The following is a 22,926-nucleotide window of genomic DNA, read 5'->3' as shown; positions in this document are numbered from 1 at the left end:
TTTCGGCGTGTCACGCCGTGCGCGGCGTCACCAGCCCCGACTCGTAGGCCAGGACCACGAGCTGGGCGCGGTCGCGCACGCGCAGCTTGGCCATCGCCCGGTTGACGTGGGTCTTGGCGGTCATCGAGCTGATCGCCATGTGAGCGGCGATCTCGTCGTTGGACATCCCCCGCGCGACCAGGGCGACGGCCTCGCGCTCGCGGTTGGTCAGCTCCCGCAGCTCCTCGCCGGCGGTGGCGGCGGGCGGGCGGGTGACGTACCGGTCGATCAGCATGCGGGTGATCGACGGCGCGAGCAGCGCGTCGCCGCGGGCCGCGACGCGCACGGCGTGCAGGAAGTCCTCCGGCACGACGTCCTTGACGAGGAACCCGGCCGCGCCGGCGCGCAGCGCGTTGAAGACGTACTCGTCCAGGCCGTAGTTGGTCAGGATGACGACGCGCACGCCGGCCAGGGCCGGATCGGCGGCGATGCGGCGGGTCGCCTCGATGCCGTCCACGACCGGCATCTGGATGTCGATGAGCGCGACGTCCGGCAGGTGCTCCCTGGCCAGGGCCAGGCCCTGCGCCCCGTCGGCGGCCTCGGCGACCACCTCGATGTCGTCCTCCAGGTCGAGCAGCGCGCGGAACCCGCCGCGCAGCAGCGGCTGGTCGTCCACCAGCAGGACGCGGATCACGGCGTGCGGTCCATCGGCAGCTCGGCCTGGACGGTGAAGCCGCCCGCGCCGCGCGGGGCCGCCCGCAGGCTGCCGCCGAGCGCGGTGACGCGTTCGCGCATGCCGATCAGGCCGACGCCGGGCACGGGGGCGGCGTCCGGCGTGGCGGTGCCGTCGTCGTCCACGCGGATGGCCAGCGCGTCGGGACGGTAGTCGATGCGGACCTGCGCGGTCGCGGCGGCGGCGTGCCGGGCGATGTTGGTCAGCGACTCCTGGACGATCCGGTACGCGGTCCGGTCCACCGCGGCCGGCACGTCACGTCGTTGCCCTTCGATCGTCAGCGTCGCGTCGAGGCCGGTGGTCCGGGCCCGTTCCAGCAGCTCGGGGACCCGGTCCAGGCCGTGCGGCGGAGTCGTGTCGTCACGCAGCGCCTCCAGGGTCGCGCGCAGTTCCCTGGTCGCCTCGCGTCCGGCCTCCTGGATCACCAGCAGCGCCTGCGGCACCTGCTCCCCCTTCCTGCGGGCCACGTGCACGGCCACCTCGGCCTGCACCTTGATGACCGAGATCTGGTGGGTGAGCGAATCGTGCAGGTCCCGCGCGATGCGCAGCCGCTCCTCGTCGGCACGCCGCCGCGCGGTCTCCTCCCGGGTGCGCTCGGCCTCCTCCGCCCGTCCCTCCGCCTGCCGCAACGCCTCGCCTGCGGCGCCGGCCGCGACCAGCCAGGCCAGCTCCAGCGCGCCCCTGGCCTGCGCGAACGCCTCGCCCGTGTCGTGCAGCCCGGAGGCCAGCGCGGCCAGGGGCAGCAGGGCCAGCACGATCACGCTCGCGGCCACGGTGACCAGCCGCCGTCCGGCCCGCATCGCCGCGTACACCGCGAACAGGTACGCCACCGCCGGCACGTCGAACCCGGCCGCCTGGTACCCCACCGCGCACAACCCCGTCACGGCCAGGACGGGCACCGGCGCCCGGCGGCGCGCGGCCAGCGCCAGCCCGCCGGCCGCCAGCAGCGCGTAGCCGAGCGGCGCGAGGTAGGTGGCGGAAGGCTGCCCGGACACCCCGGTGACCACCAGCGCCGCCGCCACACCGGCAGCGATCAGCCAGTCGATCCCCCCGGCTCCGACGCCGAGCCGCCCTGTGCTCATAAGCGCACCATAGCCGCATGTCCGGCCGGACGACTCCGGCAGGAGGATCACCCGCCGCCTACCGCGGACGCGGTACGTCCGCGCCTGCCTGCCGCCCGTGCGGTAGCCGGCTGCGGCGCCGGCGGCACCCCGACAAGCCCGCTCCCGCCGGACGACCGGCGGCGGCCCTGAGGGTCATGCTCTTCCACGTCAACGTCCAGCCGAAGGGGAACCCGCCATGTTCATCGACCACCTGCTCGCGGCCCAGGCCGACCCCGTCGCCGCGTACGCCATGACCACCGGCCGGATGTGGTCCCTGATCGCCGCCGGGCTGGGCCTGGCCGGCGTCGCCGCCGGTGGCCTCGGCCTGGCCCGCGCCACCGGCCACCTCCGCCGCCGCACCACCTCCGACACCACCCCCGGCACCGGCACCGGGACGGGGACCGTGGCCGGGACCGGGAAGCGCGGGGCCGTCGTCGCCCTGGCCGCGGGGGTGACCAGCATCGTCATCGGCGGCTGGGTCATCGGCGCCGCCAAGGGCGGTCCGGGCACCGGCTACGGCATCGTCGGCGGCTACCTGGACCTGATCCTCGGCCTGGCCGCCGTCGTCCTCGGCGTCCTCGTCCTGAACCGCGCCCGCCGCCCGGCCTGACCGCCGAACAGGTCGGTTTTCGTTCAAGAGGTCAAGGTCAGGGCAGTTGCGGGTCATGGACGAACAGGACAAGCTGCCCGAGGACATGCCGCCCGCGGTCGGACGGGTCAACGGGGAGAGCGACACCACCGCCGCGCGGGCGGCGGTCGAGGTGAGGGACACTCCCCGGCCGATCCCCGCCGAGCCGGTCGAGCCACCGCCCGATCCGGAGGAGAAGGTCGCGCAGGAGCGACGGGAGGTGGCCGAGGGTTCCGGCGAGGACGAGGAACCGGACGTGGAGCCGACCGACTAACCCACCCGCCCACCTTTCCACCCGCCCACCACGCCCACCACCCGCCCACGTGTCCGCCCGCCCATCCGCGACGCCCGCCAGGACGCCAGGGCGCCAGCCCTCCAGGACGGATCCGCCGGGGCGTCAGGAGGGCAGGAGGGCGTGGGAGAGCTGGTCGGCGCTCCAGCTCTCCCACTGCGCCGGCGTCCAGCCGCACTCGCGAATCATCACCAGGAACAGGTCCGGTGACAGCAGCCCGACGGTGATGTCGGTGGCCCGCTCGGCGGTCAGGCCGGGACGCAGGGCGTCCAGGCGGTCGAGGATGGCGACGACCTGCCCGTGGGCGGTGTGCCGCTGCTCGCTGTTGATCGCCCACTGGGCGGCCATGTCGGCGTCCGTGGCCGCCGCGTCGCGGACCACCGCCAGGACGGGGGCGACGCGGCCGAGGATGACGCCGCTCTGGTGCACCCACCCCTTCACGACCTCCACCGGGTCCCGCGACGCCTGCAGGGCCGCGAACCAGGGCCGTTCCAGCAGCGGCACGGGCTCGTCGTCACCGGCCGAGGCGACGTCGACCACGTGCTTGAGCAGCCGGCTCTTGGTCCCGTAGTGGAAGTACACCGTCTGCACCGAGACCTCGGCCGCGTCGGCGATCTGCTGGAAGGTCGTGCCTGCGTAGCCACGCACGACGAACAGCCCCTGGGCGGCGGTCACGATCCGGCTTCTGGTCTGGGCCGAGCGCCGCTTGGGGCTCTTGACGTCATCCATCGATTTAGAGTACCACTTTAGAGTAGTACTTTAGAGCGATGCTACAAAGGGTGGTGAGGCATGACGTCCATCGCGATCCGGCTCCACACGCTGCGGAGACGGCCATGAGCGCGCTCCATCTGCCTGCCGGCGGCGGCGCCGTCCACTCGTTCCTCGGCACCAGCATGACCGTGAAGGCGGGCGGGACGGAGACCGGCGACCGGCTCACCGTCATCGAGCAGGAATGCCCGCCGGGCTTCGCCACGCCCCTGCACGTGCACCGGGACGACGACGAGGCGTTCTACGTGCTGTCGGGGACGGCGCGGATGTACTGCGGCGAGCGGTCGTGGCAGGTCGCCGCCGGGGCCTTCGTCCTGCTCCCCCGCCGGGTGCCGCACGCCTTCGCCAACGGCCAGGACGCTCCCCTGCGCCTGCTCCAGCTCACCTGGCCCGCCGGGTTCGAACACTTCGCCGCCGAGGTCGCCGCCGGGGACGTCGATCCCGGCCGCCTGGCCGAGGTCGCAGCCCGCCACGGCTACCAGGTCATCGGCCCGCCCCCGGCACACCTCCCTCCGCCCCCCATGCCCTGAGGAGTCCTCATGAAAGGCATCCGCAAGACCGCCGGCGTGCTCGTGTCCGCCGTCGTCCTGGCGTCGTCCGTCACCACGACGGCCGGCGCGTCCGCCCTGGAGCAGAAGACGTACGTCTGGCGCGGCTACCTCTCGGCGGGCGAGTGCACGATCGAGCCCGGCGCGACCTGGACCCTGTACTCCAACGGCACGGCGCGCCTGGACGCCACCGTCTCCAGCCTCGGCGACGAGGACGCCTGGCTGATGTGGGCGCATCTGAAGGACGGCGCCGGCGCCCTGCTCGGCGACATACGCGTGTACGGCAGCACCAGCACCAAGTTCGTCAAGAACCTGCACGACCGACGGACCTACCGCTGGATCGCCAAGGGCCAGTTCGACCCCGACCTGTTCGACCTGGTCAAGCGCATGTCCCTGAGCAAGCACTGCTGAGCCGCCCGGAACGGTCCCGCCAGCACACGCCCGCCGGCACTTCGACGAGAGGACGCCCATGAGCCGCGCAGCCCCACCATCCCGAACCGGCACGGCCGCCGCCGCCCTGCTCGCGGCGACCTTCTGCCTCACCACACCGGCGCCCGCGGCGGCGGCCGGCAGCGCGTGCGACCCGTCGCTGGTGGCGCCGTCCGGCAGTCTCATCGGCGGCCTGTGGCGCTCCAACGGCGGCGAGCGCAGCGTGTACGGCTGCCCCACCACCAAGGAGTTCGGATATCCGGACAAGAAGGGCTCCTGGCAACGCTTCACCAACGGCAAGATCGCCTGGTCGCCGAACCTCGGCGACGGCACCCTGGTCCGCGTCTACCAGAAGGGCCAGAACCTCGTCTTCAAGTGGAGCGGCCTCGGCCGTGACTGGGACTTCTTCAACGTCCGCTGGAGCAAGGACGGCGGCAAGGCCACCCAGGTCCGTACGGGCCGGCTGACCGCCTGGAGCGGCCAGTACGTGATGGCCCCCTACGTACGGGACGGCGTCGGCACCACGACCAACGGCCACGAGGTGAACACATTCGCCTTCGTCGTCCAGGGCTGCGACAGGGCGACCTTCGGCTCCGACTGCGGCCCCTGGAGCATCCCCACCTCCATCGGCCTCGCCCACTGACCAGCCTCGCCGCGGGGACGGCCGGAAGCGTCGTCCCCGCCGGGTACGCGTCCGCAAGATCGATGACGACGAAGACCGGCGCCTGGCGGAAGGCATGGTTGTAGACGGCCCTTGGCGTACTCGTCGAAGAGTCGCGAGAAGGCCGCCCCGATCGACGCCGTTCGACGGCCACCTGGAGGAACGGACCGATGCCCGCACGCCGCACGGAGAGGGCATCGGCCGATCCTGACGGTCGCCGTCGACGGCCGGCTCGACCGGTGAAGGGCTCCGGACCATGGCCGAGAGCCTTCACCGGCGTTCTGCCATCTCCTGGTTCAGACGCGGCGCTCGTCGACGCCCACGGCGCCGACGCCCGTGCCGAACCGGCCGCAGACGCCCTGGGACTGGCCAGAACCACCCGGCGGGAGGTCGACCCAGTCGCCGACGACGTCGGGCGCCCAGCCGCAGGTGATCACGGCCCGGAACCGCCAGGTCTCGCCCGTCGGGTTGCTGCACATCGCGATGCCGAGGTAGTTGTCGTTGTTGTGGACGAAGGTGTCGCAGTCGAGGACCGTGGCGGCCGACGCGGGCGTGGTGAACCCCAGCGACAGCAGGGCGACGGACCCGGCGACGACCGCCGCGACATGCTTTGACTTGCGCAATGCCCCTCCTGAACGAATGCTTGCCTGTCACTTGCTGTGATGCAGCGTACGCAAAGAGTGGCGGAGGCGGAAGGCGCGGTCTCGTCAGGAGTCGCTTCCCCGGGGCATCGGCGAGGCGGGGCGTTCATGCCGTGTTGGTCGGCGAGGGCCACGAGCGTCCGTTCCCCTGCCCCGGCTGGTCGCCGAAGGCCGGGGTGAGCTCGTACAGGAGCCGTTGGGAGCCCTGGTAGAAGGCGGCCAGCAGCGGGGGCGCCGCCTCCAGTTCGGCGGCCAGGACGTCGAGCGCGGCGGGCAGGTCGACGTCCGCGGTCGCGACCGCGACGCAGGCACAGCCGGCCAGTTCGGCGGCCAGCGGCTGGATCGCCCCGGTGAACAGGCCGGCGATCGGGTGCGGCACCACCTCCTGGCGCAGTGCGTCCATGACGAGGGCGGCGATGCTGTGCAGGTGCGGGAAGCGCGCCGCGGTGGCGATCATCGCCTCGTGCACCGGTCCGGCGTCCAGGCCGGGGCGGGCGACCACCCGCAGGTGCCGGGGCGTCAGGGGGAGCCAGGTCCAGTCGATGGTGTCGGCGTCGGCCACCACCACGTCGTCACGATCGTCGGTCAACGCCCGCAACGCCAGGACGTCGGCCCCGCCGCACAGCAGCAGCGTCGCCGGTGGCAACATCCGATCGACGGACGGGAACAGCGGCGGCGCGAGCGGCGGCGCAGGCGCGAGCCGCGGTCGCGCCACCTCCCCGAGACCCGCACCACCGGCCACCGACCGCCCTGCCTCCCGCCCAAGAGGCGCACCACCGGCCACTGACCAACCTGCCTCCCGCCCAAGAGGCGCGCCACCGGCCACCGACGGGCCTGCCTCCTGGCCGAGAGCCGCGCCACCGACCGTCCCCGATCGGCCCGTCTCCTGGTCGGCGTCCCCCGGACGGGCCGGGGCGGGCACGAGCCCGGCACCGGCCTGCGGCAACGCGCCCCGTTCCGCCGCATCGCCAGGCCGGCCAAGCCCTGCGGGTCTGTAGCGCGGGGCCGGCTCTGGGGGTTCGTCACGCGGGGCGAGTTCTGCGGGTTCGTCACGCGGGGCGAGTTCTGCGGGTTCGTCACGCGGGGCGAGTTCTGTGGGTTCGTCGCGCCACGGCGGTCCCGCCTGGTCGACGAGCAGGGCAGGGCCGCCGGGCGCGACGTGACCCGGTGTGGGGGCGGAGCCGTTCGGTGCCGGCTCGGGGGTGTTCAGGGCGGTGGCGGGGCGGAGGGGCTCGCCTGGCCGCCAGGGCCCGCCGGCGGCGAGCGGGGAGACGGCGGTGGCGGCGGGGACGATGGCGCGGACCAGCGCGACCGCGTCCTCACCCGCCCCGCACTCCAGGAAGACCTCCGCGCCACGGGCGGCCAGCCCCCGGACGGCCTGGTGGAAGTGCACGGCGACGACCATGGCGTCGGCGGTCACCCCCACAGGATCGTCGTCGGGGGTGAGCAGGCGTCCCAGCGTCGGCGAGAACACCGGCCAGCGCGCCGGAGCCGTCCTGACGCCGGACAGGCGGCCTCTCAGGTCGGCGGCCGCGGCGGCGACCGCGGGCGTGTGGGCGGGGTGCGGGACCTGGAGTGCGGCGTTCGTCCAGCCCAGGTGTCCGGCGATCCGGGCCGCCTGCGGCATCAGCTCGCGCGGCCCCGACAGCACGCACCGCCGCGGCGTGTCGTCGCAGCCGACCACGAGATGGGGATGGTCGAGCAGCGCGACCAGGTGCCGGGCCTGCACGGCCGAGACGTCGAGGGACATCATCGCGCCCGGCCAGCCCAGGCCGGTCAGCGCGCGGCTGCGTGCGCAGGCCAGACGCGCGCCGTCGCCCGCGCTCAGCACCCCGGCGGCGACCAGGGCCCACAGCTCGCCGAGGCCGTGCCCCACCAGCGCGTACGGCTGGAGCCCCTCGCGCACGAGGGTGTCGAAGGTGGCTAACGACACCGCCATCAGGGCCAGGTAGTGGCTCTCGGGGCCGGGCGGGCGGGGGGCGTCCGGGGTGAGGAGGTAGGCGCTGAGCGGTGGCGAGCCGTACTCGGCGGCGACGGCGTCGATCTCCGGCAGGAGCTCCGGCACGGCCGGCGTACGGGCGGCCAGGGGCGCCAGCACCCCGGCGGCGGGCATGGCTACGCTGCCCGGGAAGACCGCGACGACTTTGCTGCGCATGTAGTCCCTTCCTGGAGGCGGGGCTTTGCGGCGCACGGGAAAGGACCGGCGAAGGGCGCGTCGTGGCGAACCGCTCGCGCCCGTCGCCGGCGTCCGTCCGGCCGAACGACTGATACCGCTCGCACACGATAAGTAGTCGTGTCATTGCGACACGTCACCCTATCGACGGAGAAACTCGCCTATAGCCGTCCGCCCCCCTTGCGACTCGGGCCCCGAAGTGTGCACTCGCCTCGCGACATCACTTTGCGTGATTGGTTAGTCACTTATGGCGGTCGGGATTCTGGGGAGCGCGTCCGTCCCGGTGATACGAACGGGTGGGTCAGTGCGACCCGGGGGGTGCGCGATGGAAATCTGCCCGGAAGAGCTCGGCGGCGGCCACGGTGACGACGGACGAGCCGGGCCCGCCGCCGGGCGCGGGGTGCTGCACGGCGCGTTCGCGGTGCTGGAGGAGCTCGCGCGGGTGGAGGAGGCCGGGCTGACCCAGCTGGCCGTGGCCACCGGCCTGCCCAAGGCGACCGCCCACCGGCTGTTGTGCCGGCTCACCGACCTCGGCCTGGTCCACCGCGAGGACGGCGGCCGCTACCGCATCGGCACGCGGATGTTCCGCTGGGGTCAGCGCTGGTCACCGGCCCAGGTGCTGAGCACGGCCGCCGTGCGTCCGCTGCGCCGGCTGGCCGCCGCCGGCTGCGCGGCGACCATCGCGGTCAGGGACGGCGACGACGTCATCGTCGTCTCGGGGATCGGCGACCCGGCCGTGGACGAGGTCTTCCGCATGCGTCCCGGCCTGGTGCTGCCGGCGGCCAGCGCCGCCGAGGTCGTGCTGGCGGTGGGGAACCCGGCGGCGGTCGGCCGTCCCGCTCCCGGCTGGAGCCTGCCGGAGGGGCACTCCCCGGCCGAGTGGGCGCGGCGGGTCGGCGACGCCCGCGAACGGCGGGTGGCGTTCGACTTCGAGGCGGCCCTGCCGCCGCTGGGATGTGTGGCCGCCCCCGTGCGCGCGCCGACGGGGGCCGTGGTGGCCGCCGCGGCCGTCGTGGTGGTCGGCACGAACCGGCTGCCCTTGCTGGCCGACGCCGTACGCGAGACCGCGGCGTGCATCAGCGCCAACCTGGCCCGGGTGCCGGGCGCGGGCCGCGCCCTGAGCCTCCTGGCCGCCCCGGAGGGCCCGCCACCCGGCCGGTAGGTCGGGCTAGGCGTCGAAGTCGATCACCAGCCGTCCCAGCCGGGCGCGCAGCGGGACGCTGTCCGCGTGCGCGAGCCGCTCCCCCACCGGGACCCGCTCCGGCGCGCCACCACCGGCCGCGTCGATGACGATCGTCTCGTCGGCCGTGCCGGGATCGGTGCGGTAGCGTTCGCGCTCCTCCACCAGGAGGCGGTACTGCCAGACGATGTCCAGCACCGCCGGCGGGATCACCGCCGACCACTGGTAGCCGGTCCGGGCCGTGCCGCACTTCAGTTCGGCCTTGATCGGCGTGTCGGTCCAGTCGAGCTCCTCCGCGCTGGTGAAGGGCCGCCGCTGGACGGTCGCGGTGACCCGGTGGCTCGCCGCGACCCCGGGCAGCCCGGCACCGGCCGGCGCGCCGAGCTCGGTGGCGGCGGCGGGCCCGGCGAGGACGACGCGCAGCCCGCCGCCGGACACCTCCTCGACCGTCAAGGTCCGGCGCGGCACGAGCTGCGCGAACTCGGCCTGCACCACCGGCGACAGCTCCAGCCCCGTCAGCGCGTGCGGCTGGTAGCGGGCCAGGGCCAGACGCAGGTACGGGAAGCAGGCCGACGCCTGCCCGGCGGCGCCCAGGTCCACGTCCACGTCGGCGAACCACAGGCGTTTGGCCGCGTCGTAGGACGGCTCGTACGCCACGACGGCCCCGGTCAGCTCGCGGCCCTCCCCCGACTCGGCCAGCCGCAGCCCGACGGCGGTGACGGGGCCGGGGAAGTTGCCGGGAGCGGGCGGGGGCAGCACGGTCGCGTCCGACCAGACGGGATCGGTGCCCCACCGGGTCGCCAGGCGGCCGGGCAGCGCGTCGCCCCCGGGCGGGTCGAGGACGACCGCCAGCGACTCGTCGTCGCCGGAGGAGAACCACGGCCGGTCCAGGTGGACCCGGACGCCGGCCCCGTCGCGTACCGACACCAGACGCCGCTCGCGGCGGTCCTGCTGCCGGCTCCACCGGAAGGTGGGCAGCAGGTACGACGGTTTCGGCGGCTCCGGCCGCCTGCTCGCGGGCACCGGCCAGCCCCGCCCGGACGGCCCGGCGCTCGGCTCGCCGGCACTGGTGACGAGGCCGGGATCGGCGGTGATCGACGGGTGGAAGTACTCGCGGAACCGGGTGGTGGCGGTCGGCCGGTAGGCGACGTTGCGGTGCAGCGTGTCGCCGAAGTCGTGGCGGACCGGGGTGGCCGAGTGCGGCAGGCGCACCTCGTCGCGGTCGGAGTGGGCCAGCTCGACCCGGCCGACGTGGGCGTGCTCCCTGATCCGGCGGGGGGCCGGTTCGGTGACGTCGTCGATCCAGCGCGTCCAGGTGGCGTCGATGTCGACGTGCCCGGTGCTGCGGGGGTGGGCGCGCAGGGCGCCCCGCAGGTCGGCGAAGGTCTGTTCGGGGTCGCGGGCGAAGTCCAGCCCGGCGAGCGCGGGCGGCGACAGCGGGCGTTCGACAGCGTGCACGAGGCGCAGCTCCGTGTACGGCGTGAGCAGCCAGTTCAGCCCGGCCACGGTCTCCTCGGCGATCAGCTCCCGCTCGGCGTCGGTCAGGTCGCGCCAGAAGTCCGAGACGAGCAGGCGCTGCCAGACGGGCAGCAGGGCGAGGTCGGCCGCGGTGAGCCGGCAGCTGAGCCGTACGGTCGCCGTCTCGGCCTTGGGCAGGTGGACGGTGAGCCGGCGCGGGACGTCCTGCCATCGCGGCGGCCCGTCCCCCTCCTCGATCCGCAGCGTGAACGGCGCCGCGTCCGGCCAGACGTCGTGGAAGCCGTCGTAGAAGGAGACGGGGTGGATGGGCGGCGCGCCCGGCAGGCCGTACAGCGTGACGCCCCTGGCCAGGACGTCGGGCAGGTACGGCAGGATCAGCTCGGCGGCGGTGTGCACGACGAACTCACCGCGCTTCAGCCCGGCGCCGCGCGTCACGGGCAGCTGGGTGACCGGCTCGGGGTCGGCGGCGTCGTGCTTGGCGACCGCGATCTCGCCGAAGAACAGCAGGTCGCGGGTGCGGCGCGGGTCGTCGGCGTAGCTGACCACGGTGTCGAGGAACGTGCCGGCCTCGCGGGCGGCGGCCGTGAAGAACCGTCTGCGCACCTCCTGCGGCCGGTCGCCGCCGATGGCGTCGTCGAACCGGCCGTGCCGCTCGGCCATCTGCAGCGACGTCTTGGGCGGGGCGACGAACCGCTCGTCGTAATAGACGTACCGGCGGCTCAGGCCGTCGGCGGCGGGCGGGTGGTCGGTGTGGCCGGGGACGTCCTGGCGGTCGAGGGCCCACTCCCAGGCGGGGACGTCCCGTCCGGCGGCCGTGACGGTGCTCCGGATGACCATGCACTGGCTCGACTCGCCCTCGTTGAACGGCTTGCGCTCGACGATCACGGGCGGCGGCACCGGCTCCCACCGCGAGTACGTGATCGCCCGCGACAGCGCGGACGCGGGCGCCTGCGCCTGCGGGTCCAGGGCGTTGCCCGCCAGGTCCACGACCCGGGCCCGCAGCCGGTAGGTGCGCCCGTACCGGAGCGCCGGCAGCGAGCCAGGCACCGGCGTGAACTTGGTGTCGAGCGGGAAGTTCGCGTCCACCTCCGGATCGGCGACGACCGGCCGGCCGAACCTGTCCAGCGTGCGGCCGGGCAGCGGGGCGGCCAGGCTCCAGCCGTCCCAGCCGAACAGCGCCTGGTGCACGTACAGCTCGTCGGTCCTGGTCGCGTCGCGGGTGACGGCGCTCGCCCGGACCGCGCCCTCGTCGTCGGCGATCCCCTCGATCCAGTACGGCGGCTGCCCGCCGCGGCGGATGAGGTAGGAGCCGCGGCGGCGGCACAGGGAGAGCCAGCCGGTGACCGCGCCGTCCGGGCCGACGATGCCGGCGTCCACGCGGAACCCGCGGACCAGGTGCCCGGCGTGCAGCTCGGGCGCCGCGTCGTCCGATCCCCGCTGGTGGGCGGCGTCGTCGCCGATCTGGGCGGCCAGCCAGGCGTCGCGCCCGCGGTGGAAGACGGTGAGCCCGGCGCCCTGGAGCGCCGTCGTGCCGGTGCCCAGGTGGTCGGCGCTCGGCTGGCCGCTCGGCCCGCTCAAGGCGTGCATGCGCTCGATCAGCGCGGTGAAGTCGGCCGCCTTGATGGCCGCGCCGTCGACGTCGGCGTCGGTGACCGTCCAGTCGTCGCCGCCGAGGCCGAGCCAGCCGCCCTGGACGGGGTGCCCGGGCGGCGACGCGGCGGTGAAGCGCTCCCCCGGCGCGAAGTCGTAGAGCGTCCACGGCCGCAGCCGGTCGGTGTCGAACGGCGGGGCCACGTCCTCGAACGCCACCCGGAGCCGTCCGGCGGCGGCGAGCCCCGGGGGCACGGGGACGACGAGGTCGAGGACGAGCCCGAGGCGGCGGCACAGCTCCGGATAGTCGGCCAGGAAGCCGCAGACGCCGTGGAACTCCACGTCGGGCGGCTCCGGCCGGGGCGGACCGGCCGCCGCGCCCGCCGGGCCGCCGCCGTTGCCGTTGCCGGAGGGCTTGGGCCGGTCGTAGAACCTGACGGCCTCGGCCAGCGCGAACCTCGTCTCGTCGCCCCGGTAGGCCGCGCTCGTCCGGTCGAGGGTGGCCGGGCCGAGCTCGGCGGCGGCGCGGACGCCCCCGCCGATCATGCCGTCGATGGCCCGGTAGGCGGCCTGCGGGTCGCCGCTGAACCGGCTCATCTCGCCGGCCACCGGGAGTTCGCGGACCAGACCGGTGTACGGCTGACGCCAGGGCCGTCGCGGGCGGCCGTCCCCGAGGGCGGCCTCGCCGTTTCCCGGAGGCGTGAGGCGGTCGCTGATCACGGCCTGGCCGATCTGGTCGTACAGCGTGGCGATGCGCTCGTGGACCAGCGCCGCGGGGAACGACCGCAACACCCGCACGCCCGGCGAGCCCCCCGCGACCGCCGCGCCGAGGGCGCCGGCGGCGGCCAGGGAGCGCGACCGCACCGGCGAGGCGGCCGGGAAGAGCCTCCCCCACAGGTCGGAGTCGGGGGCCGGGGATCTCGGGTCGAGGTGTGGGACGACCGGGGCCGCGTGGCCGTCCCACACGATCCGCAGGGCCGGCAGCACCGTCTCGCGCAACGTCCCGGGCCAGTCGGTGAACTCCGCGACGTCGTCGAGCCGGCCGCGCGGCGCCTCCAGCCGGGGGCCGACGGCGACCGACAGCCGCACCTCGCCCGGCCCGGCCACCCCGGCCGGCAACGCCGTCCACAGAACCTTGAACGTGCCCATGCGCTCCCCCGTACTCTGTCCGGTCCGTTCGCTCATGTCAGGCCACCTCCGCGAAGGCGCCGCAGTACTCGGCGACCGGGTCTCGTCGCGCGCCGGTGACCGGATCCCGGTACGGCGCCATCATCTGGGCGAAGGTCGCGGCGGAACCGGCCGCCCGGCCGCCGTCCACCACCGCGCCCTCGGCGAGCGCCGCGGCGGCCGTCGGGGATCGGGCGCCGCCGAACCGCTTCTCGCAGCTGATCTCGACGGACTCCTCGAAGAACCCGATCTCGATGGTGATCGTGATCCGCGCCCGGCCGACCGCGTCGCCGCCCTCGTACCCCAGCTCCAGGTAGAGCTCGATCGAGGCCGAGACCAGGCCGAGGACGTCCACCTCGCCGCGGGCGCGGAAGTAGCCGAACAGGACGGCCTGCCCGGTCGCGGCGTCGAGGTGGAAGTAGATCCCGGCCATCACCGACACGCTGCCGCTGGCCACCCCGAAGTCGACGGACGCCGCGGCCCCGAACTCCAGGCCGGCGTCCAGCGCGCGGACCCCGTCGGGCGACAGCACGATCCCGAACCAGCCGCCGCCGCCGAACAGCGAGACGGTGAGCCGGAACGGCGCGTCCCTGCGGCAGAACGCGAACCCGATCTCCAGCGGCCGGGTGCCCGCGAACGGCAGGTCCAGGTAGGCGTTCAGGGAGATGTTCTCCAGGCTGAAGACGCCGATCGCCAGGTTCGGCAGCGGCATCCCGTACCGCGCCAGCACGCCTCGCGGGGAGACGTCGAGCGTCGGCGGGTCGCTGAACCCGTCGAGCGGGATGATCCGGCGCAGCGTCTCGACGAACGACAGCGCCCCGATGAACTCGACGTCCCGGAACGCCACCTCGACGTCGGGCTTCTCACCGGCCCGCACGGTGAACCTGATCCGCCGGAAGTCCAGCCGCATCGCCTCCAGCACGCCCGGCAGCAGCACCAGGTCGAACTCCTCCAGCGTGCACGTCACGTCGGCGGCCGGGCGGATGTCCGGACGCAGCCCGGCGCGCAGGTCGACGACCACGGAGAAGCGTCCCTTGCGCGCCGGGTCGCCGTGGCCGTCGTGCGGGACGAAGACAGGCTGCTCGCCCTCGCGCAACGACCAGGGCTGGAGGTCGGGCGTCCACTCCAGCCGGGCGGCGACGGACTCCGGCAGCCGCAGGCCGGCCCTGACGCTCTCGATCGCCTGCCGCAGCGGCAGCACCCCGGCGGGGGCGTCGTCCCAGATGGCGAGGGCCTGTCGCAGGTGGCCGAGCAGCGTGACGACGGCGTGGTCCACGTCGGCGGGAAGGCCGGCGCCGAGCGCGTCGAGGGCGGCACCGAAGTCGCGGAAGGCCGCGTCCACCTGGCCGAGGTCGGCCGTTCCCGCGACGAACGCCTCGACGGTGGCGGCGAGGGTCAGCGCGGTGGTCCGCACCCGCTCGGCCGCGGCGGCCACCGCCGGGAAGCGGGCGGCCACGCCGGTGAGCTGGCGTTCGGCGCGGCGCAGGTCGGTGAGGAAGGCGGTGGCGGCGTTGACGGTCTGCGTGACGAACCGCGGCGCCTTCAGCTCCTCGTCCAGACCGGCCGCCTTGACCAGGGCGGACAGCGGGATGACGCCGAACAGTTTGGCGCCGATCGCGTCGAAGAAGTCCGAGGGCCGGAAGGTGCCGTCGGCGACCGTGCCGAGCGGGTCGTCCGCCGCGGCGGCGGGGGTTCGGGTGGCGCTGACCGGCCCGGTCAGGCGGGACAGGCCCGCGACGGTGAACGTGGGCGCGGCCAGGCCGCCGGCGCGGTCCCGCTGGTCGTCGAAGTCCATGACCAGCGGGGACGTGCCGGTGACCAGTTCCAGGAAGACCTCGCCGGGGTTGACGGGGTCGCCGGGCCTGTCGGGCGTCCGGTCGAAGGCGGCCAGCCGGTAGCGCCGGGCGTACCGGACCGGGCGAGGCCCGGCTGCGCCGGTGAGCCTGCTCACGGCCGGCACCACCGCCGAGGCCCAGCGCAGCACCGGGAGGAAGCCGGGGACCCGCTGGTGGAGCCGGTCATCGCGGTCCGTCGGCAGGGCGGCCCCCCAGACGAGGGTCGCGGCCTCGACGGTGGTGTCGCCGGGCGCGGCGGGCGTGGCGACGGCGACCCGCGCGCCGTGCAGGGCGGCGCTCAGCCGGTCCGGCGGGGACTGCGCAGGACCGGGGTCCAGGGCGTTGTACGCCGCTGCCGCCGCCACCAGGTCGGCGCCCTTGTTGACGTTCTCGGTGAGGAACAGCAGCGGGGTGCTGAACTCGGTCTCCCGCCCGGCCAGGTCGGTCGCGCGCACCTTGAACAGGAACGGGTCCTGGTCGCGGACGGCGGGGAAGAAGGCGTGCTGCCCTTCGCGCACCGGCAGGACGTCGGCGGGCGGCGAGAGGTCGGGGGTGGCCAGGGTCAGCAGCTCGACCCGCCGGAACGGGAACAGGGCGTCGAGCCGTTCGCCCTCGTCGTCGCGGCGGGCCGGGCCGGGCGGGAAGTCGCGGACCGGTTCGCGGCAGGTGATGAAGATGCGCTGGGCCAGGTAGGCGGGATGTTCCGGGCGATCGGCGTCGAACTTCCGCTCGGTCACCTTCACCAGGTCCGCGCGGTGCCCGAAGGGGCACAGGTAGCCGGAGTAGAGCACCCGTACGTAGTGGTCGCGGCCCATGGCCGCGCGGTGCCGCCACTGGCTGACGTTCGTGATCGCCGGGCGGGGGTCCCAGCTGCCCAGGACGTCGAGCCAGCCGCCCAGGGCGGACAGGATCAGGTGGCCGACCTCGACGGGCACCGGCACGTACGGCTGGTGCCCCGGCTCGGTGAACAGCCCGCGGTCGCTGGTGAGGTGGACGAGCGCGGCCCGGTCGGCGGGCGTCAGCGACGTGGGAAGCGGGTCGGGCGGCGGATCGACCGGCGTGTCGCCGGGGAAGTCCCTGGTCCACACGGCCCTGGCCCGCGTGTCGCGGACCCGCGTGTGCCACAGCTCCACCCGGTCCGCGTCGTCGGCGGGGGCCGTGCGGTGGGTCCAGCGCACGTCGGGGGGCGGGGACAGCAGCAGCCGGTACGGCAGCTCGATCGCGGTCCGCGGATCCCCCGCCGGGTCGCGCAGCGGGTCGGCCGGGCCCTCGTCGCCCACCGTGCGCAGCGGCAGCCGTCTCATGGCCGCCAGCAGGCCCTCGGCGGTGTACGGCACCTCGTCCTCAGGGCCCACGACGAAGACCAGCGTGGTGCGCCCGCTGATCCGGGAGACGACGGGAGGCGCCGGACGGGGCTGAACCGGGACGGGATCGGGCAGCCCGGCACCGGCCGATTCGAAGAACGCCTGCTCCACGATGTGCTGGGCGGCGAACGTGACGACGATCAGCCCCTCGCGCTCCGGCACGGTCCTGACCAGGATCCGGCCGGCCGCCGGGCGCTTGAACGACAGGCCGGGAAAACCGAAGCGCAGATCCGCCAGGTCGGCGGTGCGGACCAGGCGGACCTGCTCCGGCTCCTCCGCGGGACCGGTCAAGGCTTCACCACCCTTTCCCGCTCAGCCGACGAAGGGGGACGCGAAGGCGAACTGTTCCCGGTGGACCAGGTCGGTGACCTGGACGGAGCCCACGGCGCGGTCGAACTGGAAGGGGTTGTTGTCGGGGACGCTCCGCGTGCCGCAGAACGCGGTCTGCCCGTTCTGGAGGCGGATGGCGGTGCACCGGGCGTTGCCGGGGAGCGGGTCGAGCGTGGCGGTCAGGGTCTCGACCTCCAGTGCGAAGCCCGTGCCGTTGAAGACCTCGGTCTGGGCCTGCTTCCAGGAGGCGCCGGTGCCCCAGATGCAGGCCCGGGCCGACAGGCCGGGGAAGACGGCGCTGGAGACCCAGCTCCCGCACGTCGGCTCGGCCGCGGCCCGGACGCTGCTCGCATGGGCCGCGCCGGACGCCGTCACCGCCGCCCCCGCCATCACCGTCGCGATGAGGGCCCCGGACAGGGCCCTCGCTGTTCTGTCGTTCATCGTGCTCGTCCTTCCGTGGGGGTCTCATCGCCCGCGCGGTCATCGCTCTGCGTGAGCGATCACTTACGTCGCGTCCATGCTGTTGGGGTGGAAGGGCGGCGGGCAACGTTCGGTCCACTCAGTGGACCGGCCGCTCGCGGCGCGTCGGCGCAGCTCACAGGGGTATGGCCCCGGGCATGCCCGAAGGACATCTCATCCACCGGCACGCCGCCGGGCAGCACGCGGACCTGGCCGGGCGGACGGTCCTCGCCGCCGGGCCCCAGGGGCGGTTCGACGCGCGGCCGTGGGACGGGCGGGTGCTGACGGAGGTGGAGGCGGTCGGCAAGCACCTGCTGTACCACTTCGCGGACGCGCCGACCGTGCACGTCCACCTGGGCATGCGGGGCATCTTCCTGCGGTACGACGATCCGGGGACGTCGCCGCGGCCCGGCACCCGGTTGCGGCTGGCGACCGGCGAGGTGGCCTACGACCTGATCGCGCCTTCGCGGTGTGAGGCACTGACCCGCGGGCAGGTGGCGGCGTTGCGGGACTCGCTCGGGCCCGATCCGCTGCGCGCGGACGCCGTGCCGGAGCAGGCCGTGGCCCGGCTGACCGCGTTCGGCGGGCCGGTGGGCGCGGCCGTGCTGGACCAGAAGGTGTGGTCGGGCATCGGCAACGCGTGGCGGGCCGAGCTGCTGTTCCTCGTCGGCCTGCATCCGGACGCCCGCGGCGTCTGCGCCGAAACCGCCGGGCGGCTGTGGGACACGGCGGTCAGGTACCTCGCTCTCGGCCGGGACGCCGGGCAGGTGGTGAGCGACCCGGACGCCCCCTGCGAGCGCTGGGTGTACCGGCGCGAGCACTGCCGAAGCTGCGGCGCACCCGTGCTGACCTGGCAACTCGCGTCCCGGACCGCATATTGTTGCCCCATGGAACAGCCGGAGCGGCCGTGACCGGCCTCCTCGACGTCCGGCGGATCTACGCCGAGCCCGCGGCGGCCGCGCTGCCGCGCGGGCGCGAGATCCTCGCCAGATTCCCCGGCGCCGAGATCGTCGAGGTCGACAGCCACCACCGCATCCCCGAGCTGTACGGCGACGAGGCGAACGTGGCCCGCTGGGTGCGGATCAAGACCGAGGCGCTCGTGCTCGGCGTCAAGAAGTCGCTGACCGCCCGGCCCAACGGCCGCTCGGCCGACTTCATCGCGCCCTCCACGGCCAACGGCTGCGCGATGGCGTGCGCCTACTGCTACGTGCCCCGCCGCAAGGGTTACAGCAACCCGATCACGGTGTTCGCCAACATCGACCAGATCACCGGCTACCTGCGGCGGCACGCCGGCCGCCAGGGCGTCAAACCCCGGCCCGACCAGGTCGATCCCCGCCTGTGGGTGTACGACATCGGCGAGAACTCCGACTGCTCGCTCGACGCCACGATCTGCGACAACGTCCGGGACCTGGTCGAGCTTTTCCGCGACCTGCCCAACGCCAAGGCCAGCTTCGCCACCAAGTACGTCAACCGCGACCTGCTCGGCTGGGACCCGCGCGGGCGTACGCGGGTGCGGTTCAGCCTCATGCCCGCCGCCGACTCCAAGCTCCTGGACATCCGCACCTCGCCGGTCGCCGAGCGCATCGACGCGATCAACGACTTCGTCGCGGCCGGTTACGAGGTCCACGTCAACCTGAGCCCGGTGGTGGTCCGGGACGGCTGGCTGGCGGACTGGGCCGAGCTGCTGGAGCGGCTCGGCGACGCGCTGTCGCCCGAGGCCCGCGCCCAGCTCGCCGCCGAGGTGATCTTCCTGACCCACAACGACCGGCTCCACCAGGTCAACCTGGGCTGGCATCCGAAGGCCGAGGAGGTGTTGTGGCGGCCTGAGCTGCAGCAGGCCAAACGGTCGGAGACGGGCGGCTGGAACGTCCGCTACCGCAACGGACACAAGGGCCGCTACGTCGCCGCCCTGACCGGGCTGATCGCCGCCAGGCTCCCCTACTGCCGCATCCGCTACGCCTTCTGACGACTACGCCTTCTGACCGCCACGCCTTCTGACCGCCACGCCTTCTGACCACTACGCCTTCTGACGGCCTGACCCGGCCTCGGGTCCGGGGAACCAGGCGCCGTCCGGGACGTCGAGCCAGTCGTTTGCGGCGGCCAGGTCGTCCACGGCCTGGTGGAGGGCGCGCAGACCGGGATGGTCGTCGTCGGCGCGCCAGATCATCGTCCAGGGGAACATCGCGACCGGGTCCACGAGCGGGCGCAGGACCGCGCCGGGGATGTCGGGTTGCGTGGTGAGCGTGAGGATGGGCGCGTCGCGGTCGCGGAGGTGCTGGGCCAGCTCGTCACCGCCGCGCACGTGCGGGTGGGCCAGGGCGGCGTCGACGCCGAAGGGGGCCAGCAACTGCAGGACGGCGTGCTCCCAGCCGGGCGTGGCGTGGTCGCCGGCGCGGATGCACGGGCTCGCGCCGCGCAACGACTCCAGGGGGATCGCCGGCAGCCGGGCCAGCGGGTGCCGCTCGGGCAGCAGCACCGCGATGCGCTCGTGGCGTACCGGCCGCCACCGCACACGGCCGGACGCTCTGTAGCCGGACGCACTGTGGTCGGACGCACTGGCGCCGGGCGCTCCTGGGCCGGACGCGCTGAGGCCGGGCGTTCCCAGGCCGGACGTTCCTGGGCCGAGTGCTTCGGAGCCGAGCGTTCCGGAGCCGAGCCCTCCGGGGCCGGGCGGTTCGGGGCTGCGGCCGAAGGTGACGTCCAGGCGGCCGTCGGCGAGCAGGGGCGGGGCCGCCTCGGTGCCGCTGTGGAAGCGGGCGAAGAACTCCACCCCCGGCGCGTGGGCGCGGGCCGCGGCCAGCACCAGGGCGGGGGTCAGGCCGGCGCCGACGACGTCGACCGTCAGCGACCTGGGCCGGCCGCGCAGGTCCAGCATGGTGGCGTCGTACAGGGCGAGGATCTCCCGTGCCCGGGTCAGCAGCAGGCGTCCCTCCGGGGTGAGGGCGACTTTGCGGGTGGTGCGCTCCAGGAGCCGGCGGCCCACCCGGTCCTCCAGCTTGCGGACGTCGCGGCTGAGCGCCTGTTGCGCCACGTACAGGCGCTGGGCGGCCCTGCTGAAGTGCAACTCCTCGGCGACGGCCACGTAGTGGCGCAGCAGGCGGATCTCCACGTCGTCCGGCATGCCACCTTCCTACCTGATTCACACAGCTGGCGCGTGAATCGCGTTCGAACAGGTGTTGGACCCGGCCACCCCGCCGCCGCCAGGATCAGGACATGGCCGGACGAGGAACGATCACGCTGTGCTACGGGCTGACGGGCGTCACGAACGCGGTGTGGGCCGCCACGCTGCCCGCCACCGACGCGCGCCTCGGGCTCGGGCCGGGCGGGCTCGGCGCGCTGCTGATGATGCTGGCCGCCGGCTCCCTCGTGGCCATGCCGGTGGCCGGACGGCTGTGCGACCGGTGGTCCGGGGCCGGGCTGCTGCGGGTCTGCGCCCCGGCGGCGGCGCTCGCGCTGGCCGGCCCGGCGCTGGCGGCCGGCCCCGGGCCGCTGATGGTCTCGGCCGCTCTGCTCGGGGTGCTCTTCGGCCTGCTGAACGTGGCCCTGAGCGTGCAGGCGGTGGCCGTCGAGCGGGGGCTCGGGCGGCCGATCATGGCCACGGTGCACGGCACGTGGACGCTCGGCGCGGTGGCGGGCGGCGCGCTCGTCACGGCGGCCCTGCGTGCGGGGGCCGACGTGCGGGTGCTGATGCTGGTGGGCGCGACGGCGCTGACCGCCGCCATGGCCGCCGTCGGGGGCGCCGCCATGGCCTCCACCGGGTTCACCATCGGGGCCACCCCCCAGGCCGCCACCCCGGCCACCGCCGGAACCACCGCCGGGACCGCTGTCGGGGCCGTCGGCGGGGGTGCGGGCGGGGTGCGGGGGGCGGCTCGGCTCAGGCCGGGGGTGCTGGCCCTGCTGGGCGTGGTCGGCGCCGCCGCGTTCGTCGCCGAGGGCGCCGCCACCGACTGGGCCGGGGTGCACGCGACCCGCGTCCTGGGCGCCGACCCGGCCACCGGGTCGCTCGTCTACACCGTCTTCTTCGTGGCGATGACGCTCGTCCGGTTCGCCGGCGACGCCGTCAGGACGCGGCTCGGCGTCCGCGTCACGATCCGGCTGGCCGGCGCGACCGCCACCGCCGGATACGGGCTCGTCCTGCTCGCGGGCGTCCTGCCCGTGGGGGCGGCCGTCCGTCTGGGCTGCGCCATGGCCGGTTGGGCGCTGTCCGGCGCGGGCGTGGCCGTGGTCTGGCCGGTCGTGGCCAGCCTGCTCGGAACCGTGGGCGGGGCCGCGCGTGGCCTGTCCGCGGTGACCACCGTCAGCTACGGCGGCGGCCTCGTCGGCCCCGCCCTCATCGGGTACGTCGCCACGACGGCGTCGCTGCCCCTCGCCCTGGTGATCCCGGCGGCCCTGGCGCTGCTCGTGGCCGTCGCCGCACCACCGCTGCTGGACGCGGTCGTCACGACCGCGGCCGCGGCCGACCATCCGGCGGCCCACGTCAGGGCCGTCGTTTCCAGGAGGACAACATGACCGCGACCGTCTCCACGACCGTCTCCACGCTCGACGTCCCGGGCGCCCGCCTGCACTTCGAGGTACGCGGCCAGGGCCCGCTCGTCGCGCTCGTCGGCGCGCCGATGGACGCCGGCTCCTTCGCCGCGCTGGCCGACCTGATCGCGGGCGACCACACGGTGCTGACCACCGACCCGCGCGGCATCAGGCACAGCCCGCTGGACGACCCCGCCCAGGACTCCACGCCGGAGCTGCGCGCCGACGACCTGTCCCGCCTGCTGGCGCACGTGGACGCCGGTCCGGCCGTCGTCTTCGGCTCCAGCGGCGGGGCCGTCACCGCGCTGGCCCTGGCGCAGGCCCGTCCCGAGCAGGTGCGCGGCGTCGTCGCCCACGAACCGCCGCTGATCGAGCTGCTGCCGGACCGCGACAAGCTGCACCGCCAGACCGACGAGCTCATCGCCGCCTACCTGAGCGGCGACGTCGTCGGAGCCTGGGCGGGGGTCATGGGCCAGGCCGGCATCACGGTGCCGGACGGCGCACTGGAGATGATGTTCGGCGGCCCGCGCGACCCGCGGGACGTCGCCGACGAGCGCCGCTGGTTCGCCCACGAGCTGCACGCCACCACGCATTGGGCGCCCGACCTGGACCGGCTGCGCGCGACGCCCGGCCTGGTGATCGGCATCGGCGAGGAGTCGGCCGGGCAGCTGTGCGACCGCGCCTCCCGCGCCTTGGGGCAGGCGCTCGGCCTCGACCCCGTCCTGTTCCCCGGCGACCACACGGGCTTCGCCGACGACCCCGACGCGTTCGCGCCCGTGCTGCGGGCGGTGCTGGACCGGCTGCACTGAATCCCCGGCGACGACCCGGCAGCCCGCCCCCGGCCTGCCACCGTCACGCTGACACGCCTAACGCCTCCCGGCCCGGCGGCGTCGTCACGCCGGCGAACCGACCTGGGGTGCGCGGCCGGGTATGGTACCCCCGCGCGCCAACGCGACCCAACCACCCGCCCCCGCCCCCGCCCCCCGCCCCGGGGCCCGGGCCGCCGGCCCCCCCGGCGGCCGGGCCCGTGCCCCAAGCCCCCC

19 protein-coding genes are annotated in these 22,926 nt (G+C 74.8%); 10 read left to right on the top strand and 9 right to left on the bottom strand.

The annotated features are described in order from the left end of the window. Positions 1-10: 10 nt before the first annotated feature. Together ABT158_RS15845 and ABT158_RS15840 are read right to left on the bottom strand one after the other, a co-directional pair. Positions 11-673 carry a response regulator gene (locus tag ABT158_RS15845; protein WP_352353711.1) on the bottom strand — a complete coding sequence of 221 codons (663 nt, stop codon included), beginning with the start codon at positions 671-673 and terminating at the stop codon, positions 11-13. Then, the gene (locus ABT158_RS15840; RefSeq protein WP_352353709.1) at positions 670-1,794 is read right to left on the bottom strand and encodes a sensor histidine kinase; all 1,125 of its coding nucleotides are present in this window, start codon (positions 1,792-1,794) and stop codon (positions 670-672) included. Before ABT158_RS15840 ends, ABT158_RS15845 begins: the two co-directional genes overlap by 4 nt. Before the next feature lie 217 nt (positions 1,795-2,011). Between ABT158_RS15840 and ABT158_RS15835 the strand changes: the two genes are divergently transcribed. Both ABT158_RS15835 and ABT158_RS15830 read left to right on the top strand, forming a co-directional pair. Beyond that, positions 2,012-2,425: a DUF6223 family protein gene (locus ABT158_RS15835; RefSeq protein ID WP_352353707.1), complete on the top strand. Its 414-nt coding sequence runs from the start codon at positions 2,012-2,014 to the stop codon at positions 2,423-2,425. Between the two features lie 55 nt (positions 2,426-2,480). Continuing rightward, positions 2,481-2,717 (top strand): hypothetical protein, encoded by a 237-nt coding sequence (locus tag ABT158_RS15830; protein ID WP_352353705.1) that lies wholly within the window; start codon positions 2,481-2,483, stop codon positions 2,715-2,717. A 123-nt stretch (positions 2,718-2,840) separates the two neighbouring features. On the opposite strand, the gene ABT158_RS15825 is transcribed toward ABT158_RS15830, so the two are convergent. Beyond that, a complete protein-coding gene (locus tag ABT158_RS15825) occupies positions 2,841-3,464 on the bottom strand; it encodes a TetR/AcrR family transcriptional regulator (RefSeq protein ID WP_352353703.1) in 624 nt (207 codons plus the stop codon). Between the two features lie 104 nt (positions 3,465-3,568). On the opposite strand from ABT158_RS15825, the gene ABT158_RS15820 reads away from it, so the two are divergent. From ABT158_RS15820 to ABT158_RS15810, 3 genes are read left to right on the top strand one after another with little or no spacing between them, the layout of a single operon-like run. Continuing rightward, entirely contained in the window at positions 3,569-4,033 is a 465-nt protein-coding gene (locus tag ABT158_RS15820) for a cupin domain-containing protein (protein ID WP_352353701.1), read from the top strand. Positions 4,034-4,042: 9 nt separating this feature from the next. Then, positions 4,043-4,462: a DUF6294 family protein gene (locus ABT158_RS15815; protein ID WP_352353699.1), complete on the top strand. Its 420-nt coding sequence runs from the start codon at positions 4,043-4,045 to the stop codon at positions 4,460-4,462. A 58-nt stretch (positions 4,463-4,520) separates the two neighbouring features. Next, the gene (locus tag ABT158_RS15810; RefSeq protein ID WP_352353697.1) at positions 4,521-5,123 is read left to right on the top strand and encodes an LGFP repeat-containing protein; all 603 of its coding nucleotides are present in this window, start codon (positions 4,521-4,523) and stop codon (positions 5,121-5,123) included. A gap of 314 nt (positions 5,124-5,437) precedes the next feature. On the opposite strand, the gene ABT158_RS15805 is transcribed toward ABT158_RS15810, so the two are convergent. Together ABT158_RS15805 and ABT158_RS15800 are read right to left on the bottom strand one after the other, a co-directional pair. Further along, a complete protein-coding gene (locus tag ABT158_RS15805) occupies positions 5,438-5,764 on the bottom strand; it encodes a hypothetical protein (protein ID WP_352353695.1) in 327 nt (108 codons plus the stop codon). A 124-nt stretch (positions 5,765-5,888) separates the two neighbouring features. Next, entirely contained in the window at positions 5,889-7,937 is a 2,049-nt protein-coding gene (locus ABT158_RS15800) for an acyltransferase domain-containing protein (protein ID WP_352353693.1), read from the bottom strand. A gap of 343 nt (positions 7,938-8,280) precedes the next feature. On the opposite strand from ABT158_RS15800, the gene ABT158_RS15795 reads away from it, so the two are divergent. After that, positions 8,281-9,117 (top strand): helix-turn-helix domain-containing protein, encoded by an 837-nt coding sequence (locus ABT158_RS15795; RefSeq protein ID WP_352353692.1) that lies wholly within the window; start codon positions 8,281-8,283, stop codon positions 9,115-9,117. 6 nt (positions 9,118-9,123) lie between these two features. Here ABT158_RS15795 and ABT158_RS15790 read toward each other — a convergent pair whose 3' ends face one another. From ABT158_RS15790 to ABT158_RS15780, 3 genes are read right to left on the bottom strand one after another with little or no spacing between them, the layout of a single operon-like run. After that, positions 9,124-13,389 (bottom strand): hypothetical protein, encoded by a 4,266-nt coding sequence (locus tag ABT158_RS15790; protein WP_352353691.1) that lies wholly within the window; start codon positions 13,387-13,389, stop codon positions 9,124-9,126. Position 13,390: 1 nt separating this feature from the next. Next, a complete protein-coding gene (locus ABT158_RS15785) occupies positions 13,391-16,861 on the bottom strand; it encodes a hypothetical protein (RefSeq protein ID WP_352353689.1) in 3,471 nt (1,156 codons plus the stop codon). 21 nt (positions 16,862-16,882) lie between these two features. Continuing rightward, positions 16,883-17,341, bottom strand: a complete 459-nt coding sequence (locus tag ABT158_RS15780) for a hypothetical protein (protein WP_352353687.1) — start codon at positions 17,339-17,341, stop codon at positions 16,883-16,885. A gap of 176 nt (positions 17,342-17,517) precedes the next feature. On the opposite strand from ABT158_RS15780, the gene ABT158_RS15775 reads away from it, so the two are divergent. After that, positions 17,518-18,270 carry a DNA-formamidopyrimidine glycosylase family protein gene (locus tag ABT158_RS15775; protein WP_352353685.1) on the top strand — a complete coding sequence of 251 codons (753 nt, stop codon included), beginning with the start codon at positions 17,518-17,520 and terminating at the stop codon, positions 18,268-18,270. Beyond that, on the top strand, positions 18,267-19,325 hold the full coding sequence (locus tag ABT158_RS15770; protein ID WP_352353683.1) for a spore photoproduct lyase family protein: 1,059 nt from the start codon (positions 18,267-18,269) through the stop codon (positions 19,323-19,325). Before ABT158_RS15775 ends, ABT158_RS15770 begins: the two co-directional genes overlap by 4 nt. A 51-nt stretch (positions 19,326-19,376) precedes the next feature. Here the strand turns inward: ABT158_RS15770 and ABT158_RS15765 are convergent, their stop codons facing one another. Then, positions 19,377-20,480, bottom strand: coding sequence for a LysR family transcriptional regulator (locus ABT158_RS15765; RefSeq protein ID WP_352353681.1), 1,104 nt, complete (start codon positions 20,478-20,480; stop codon positions 19,377-19,379). A 92-nt stretch (positions 20,481-20,572) separates the two neighbouring features. Here ABT158_RS15765 and ABT158_RS15760 point away from each other — a divergent pair, with 92 nt between their 5' ends. Beyond that, positions 20,573-21,868 (top strand): MFS transporter, encoded by a 1,296-nt coding sequence (locus ABT158_RS15760; RefSeq protein WP_352353679.1) that lies wholly within the window; start codon positions 20,573-20,575, stop codon positions 21,866-21,868. Further along, the gene (locus tag ABT158_RS15755; RefSeq protein WP_352353677.1) at positions 21,865-22,692 is read left to right on the top strand and encodes an alpha/beta fold hydrolase; all 828 of its coding nucleotides are present in this window, start codon (positions 21,865-21,867) and stop codon (positions 22,690-22,692) included. The genes ABT158_RS15760 and ABT158_RS15755 overlap by 4 nt, the downstream gene beginning before the upstream one ends. Positions 22,693-22,926 lie beyond the last annotated feature (234 nt).

It is taken from the genome of Nonomuraea sp. NPDC001636, assembly GCF_040298265.1.
Classification (GTDB): Bacteria; Actinomycetota; Actinomycetes; order Streptosporangiales; family Streptosporangiaceae; genus Nonomuraea.
The sequence above is the reverse complement of the archived record's forward strand: the minus strand, read 5'-3'. Positions and strand labels throughout refer to the sequence as shown.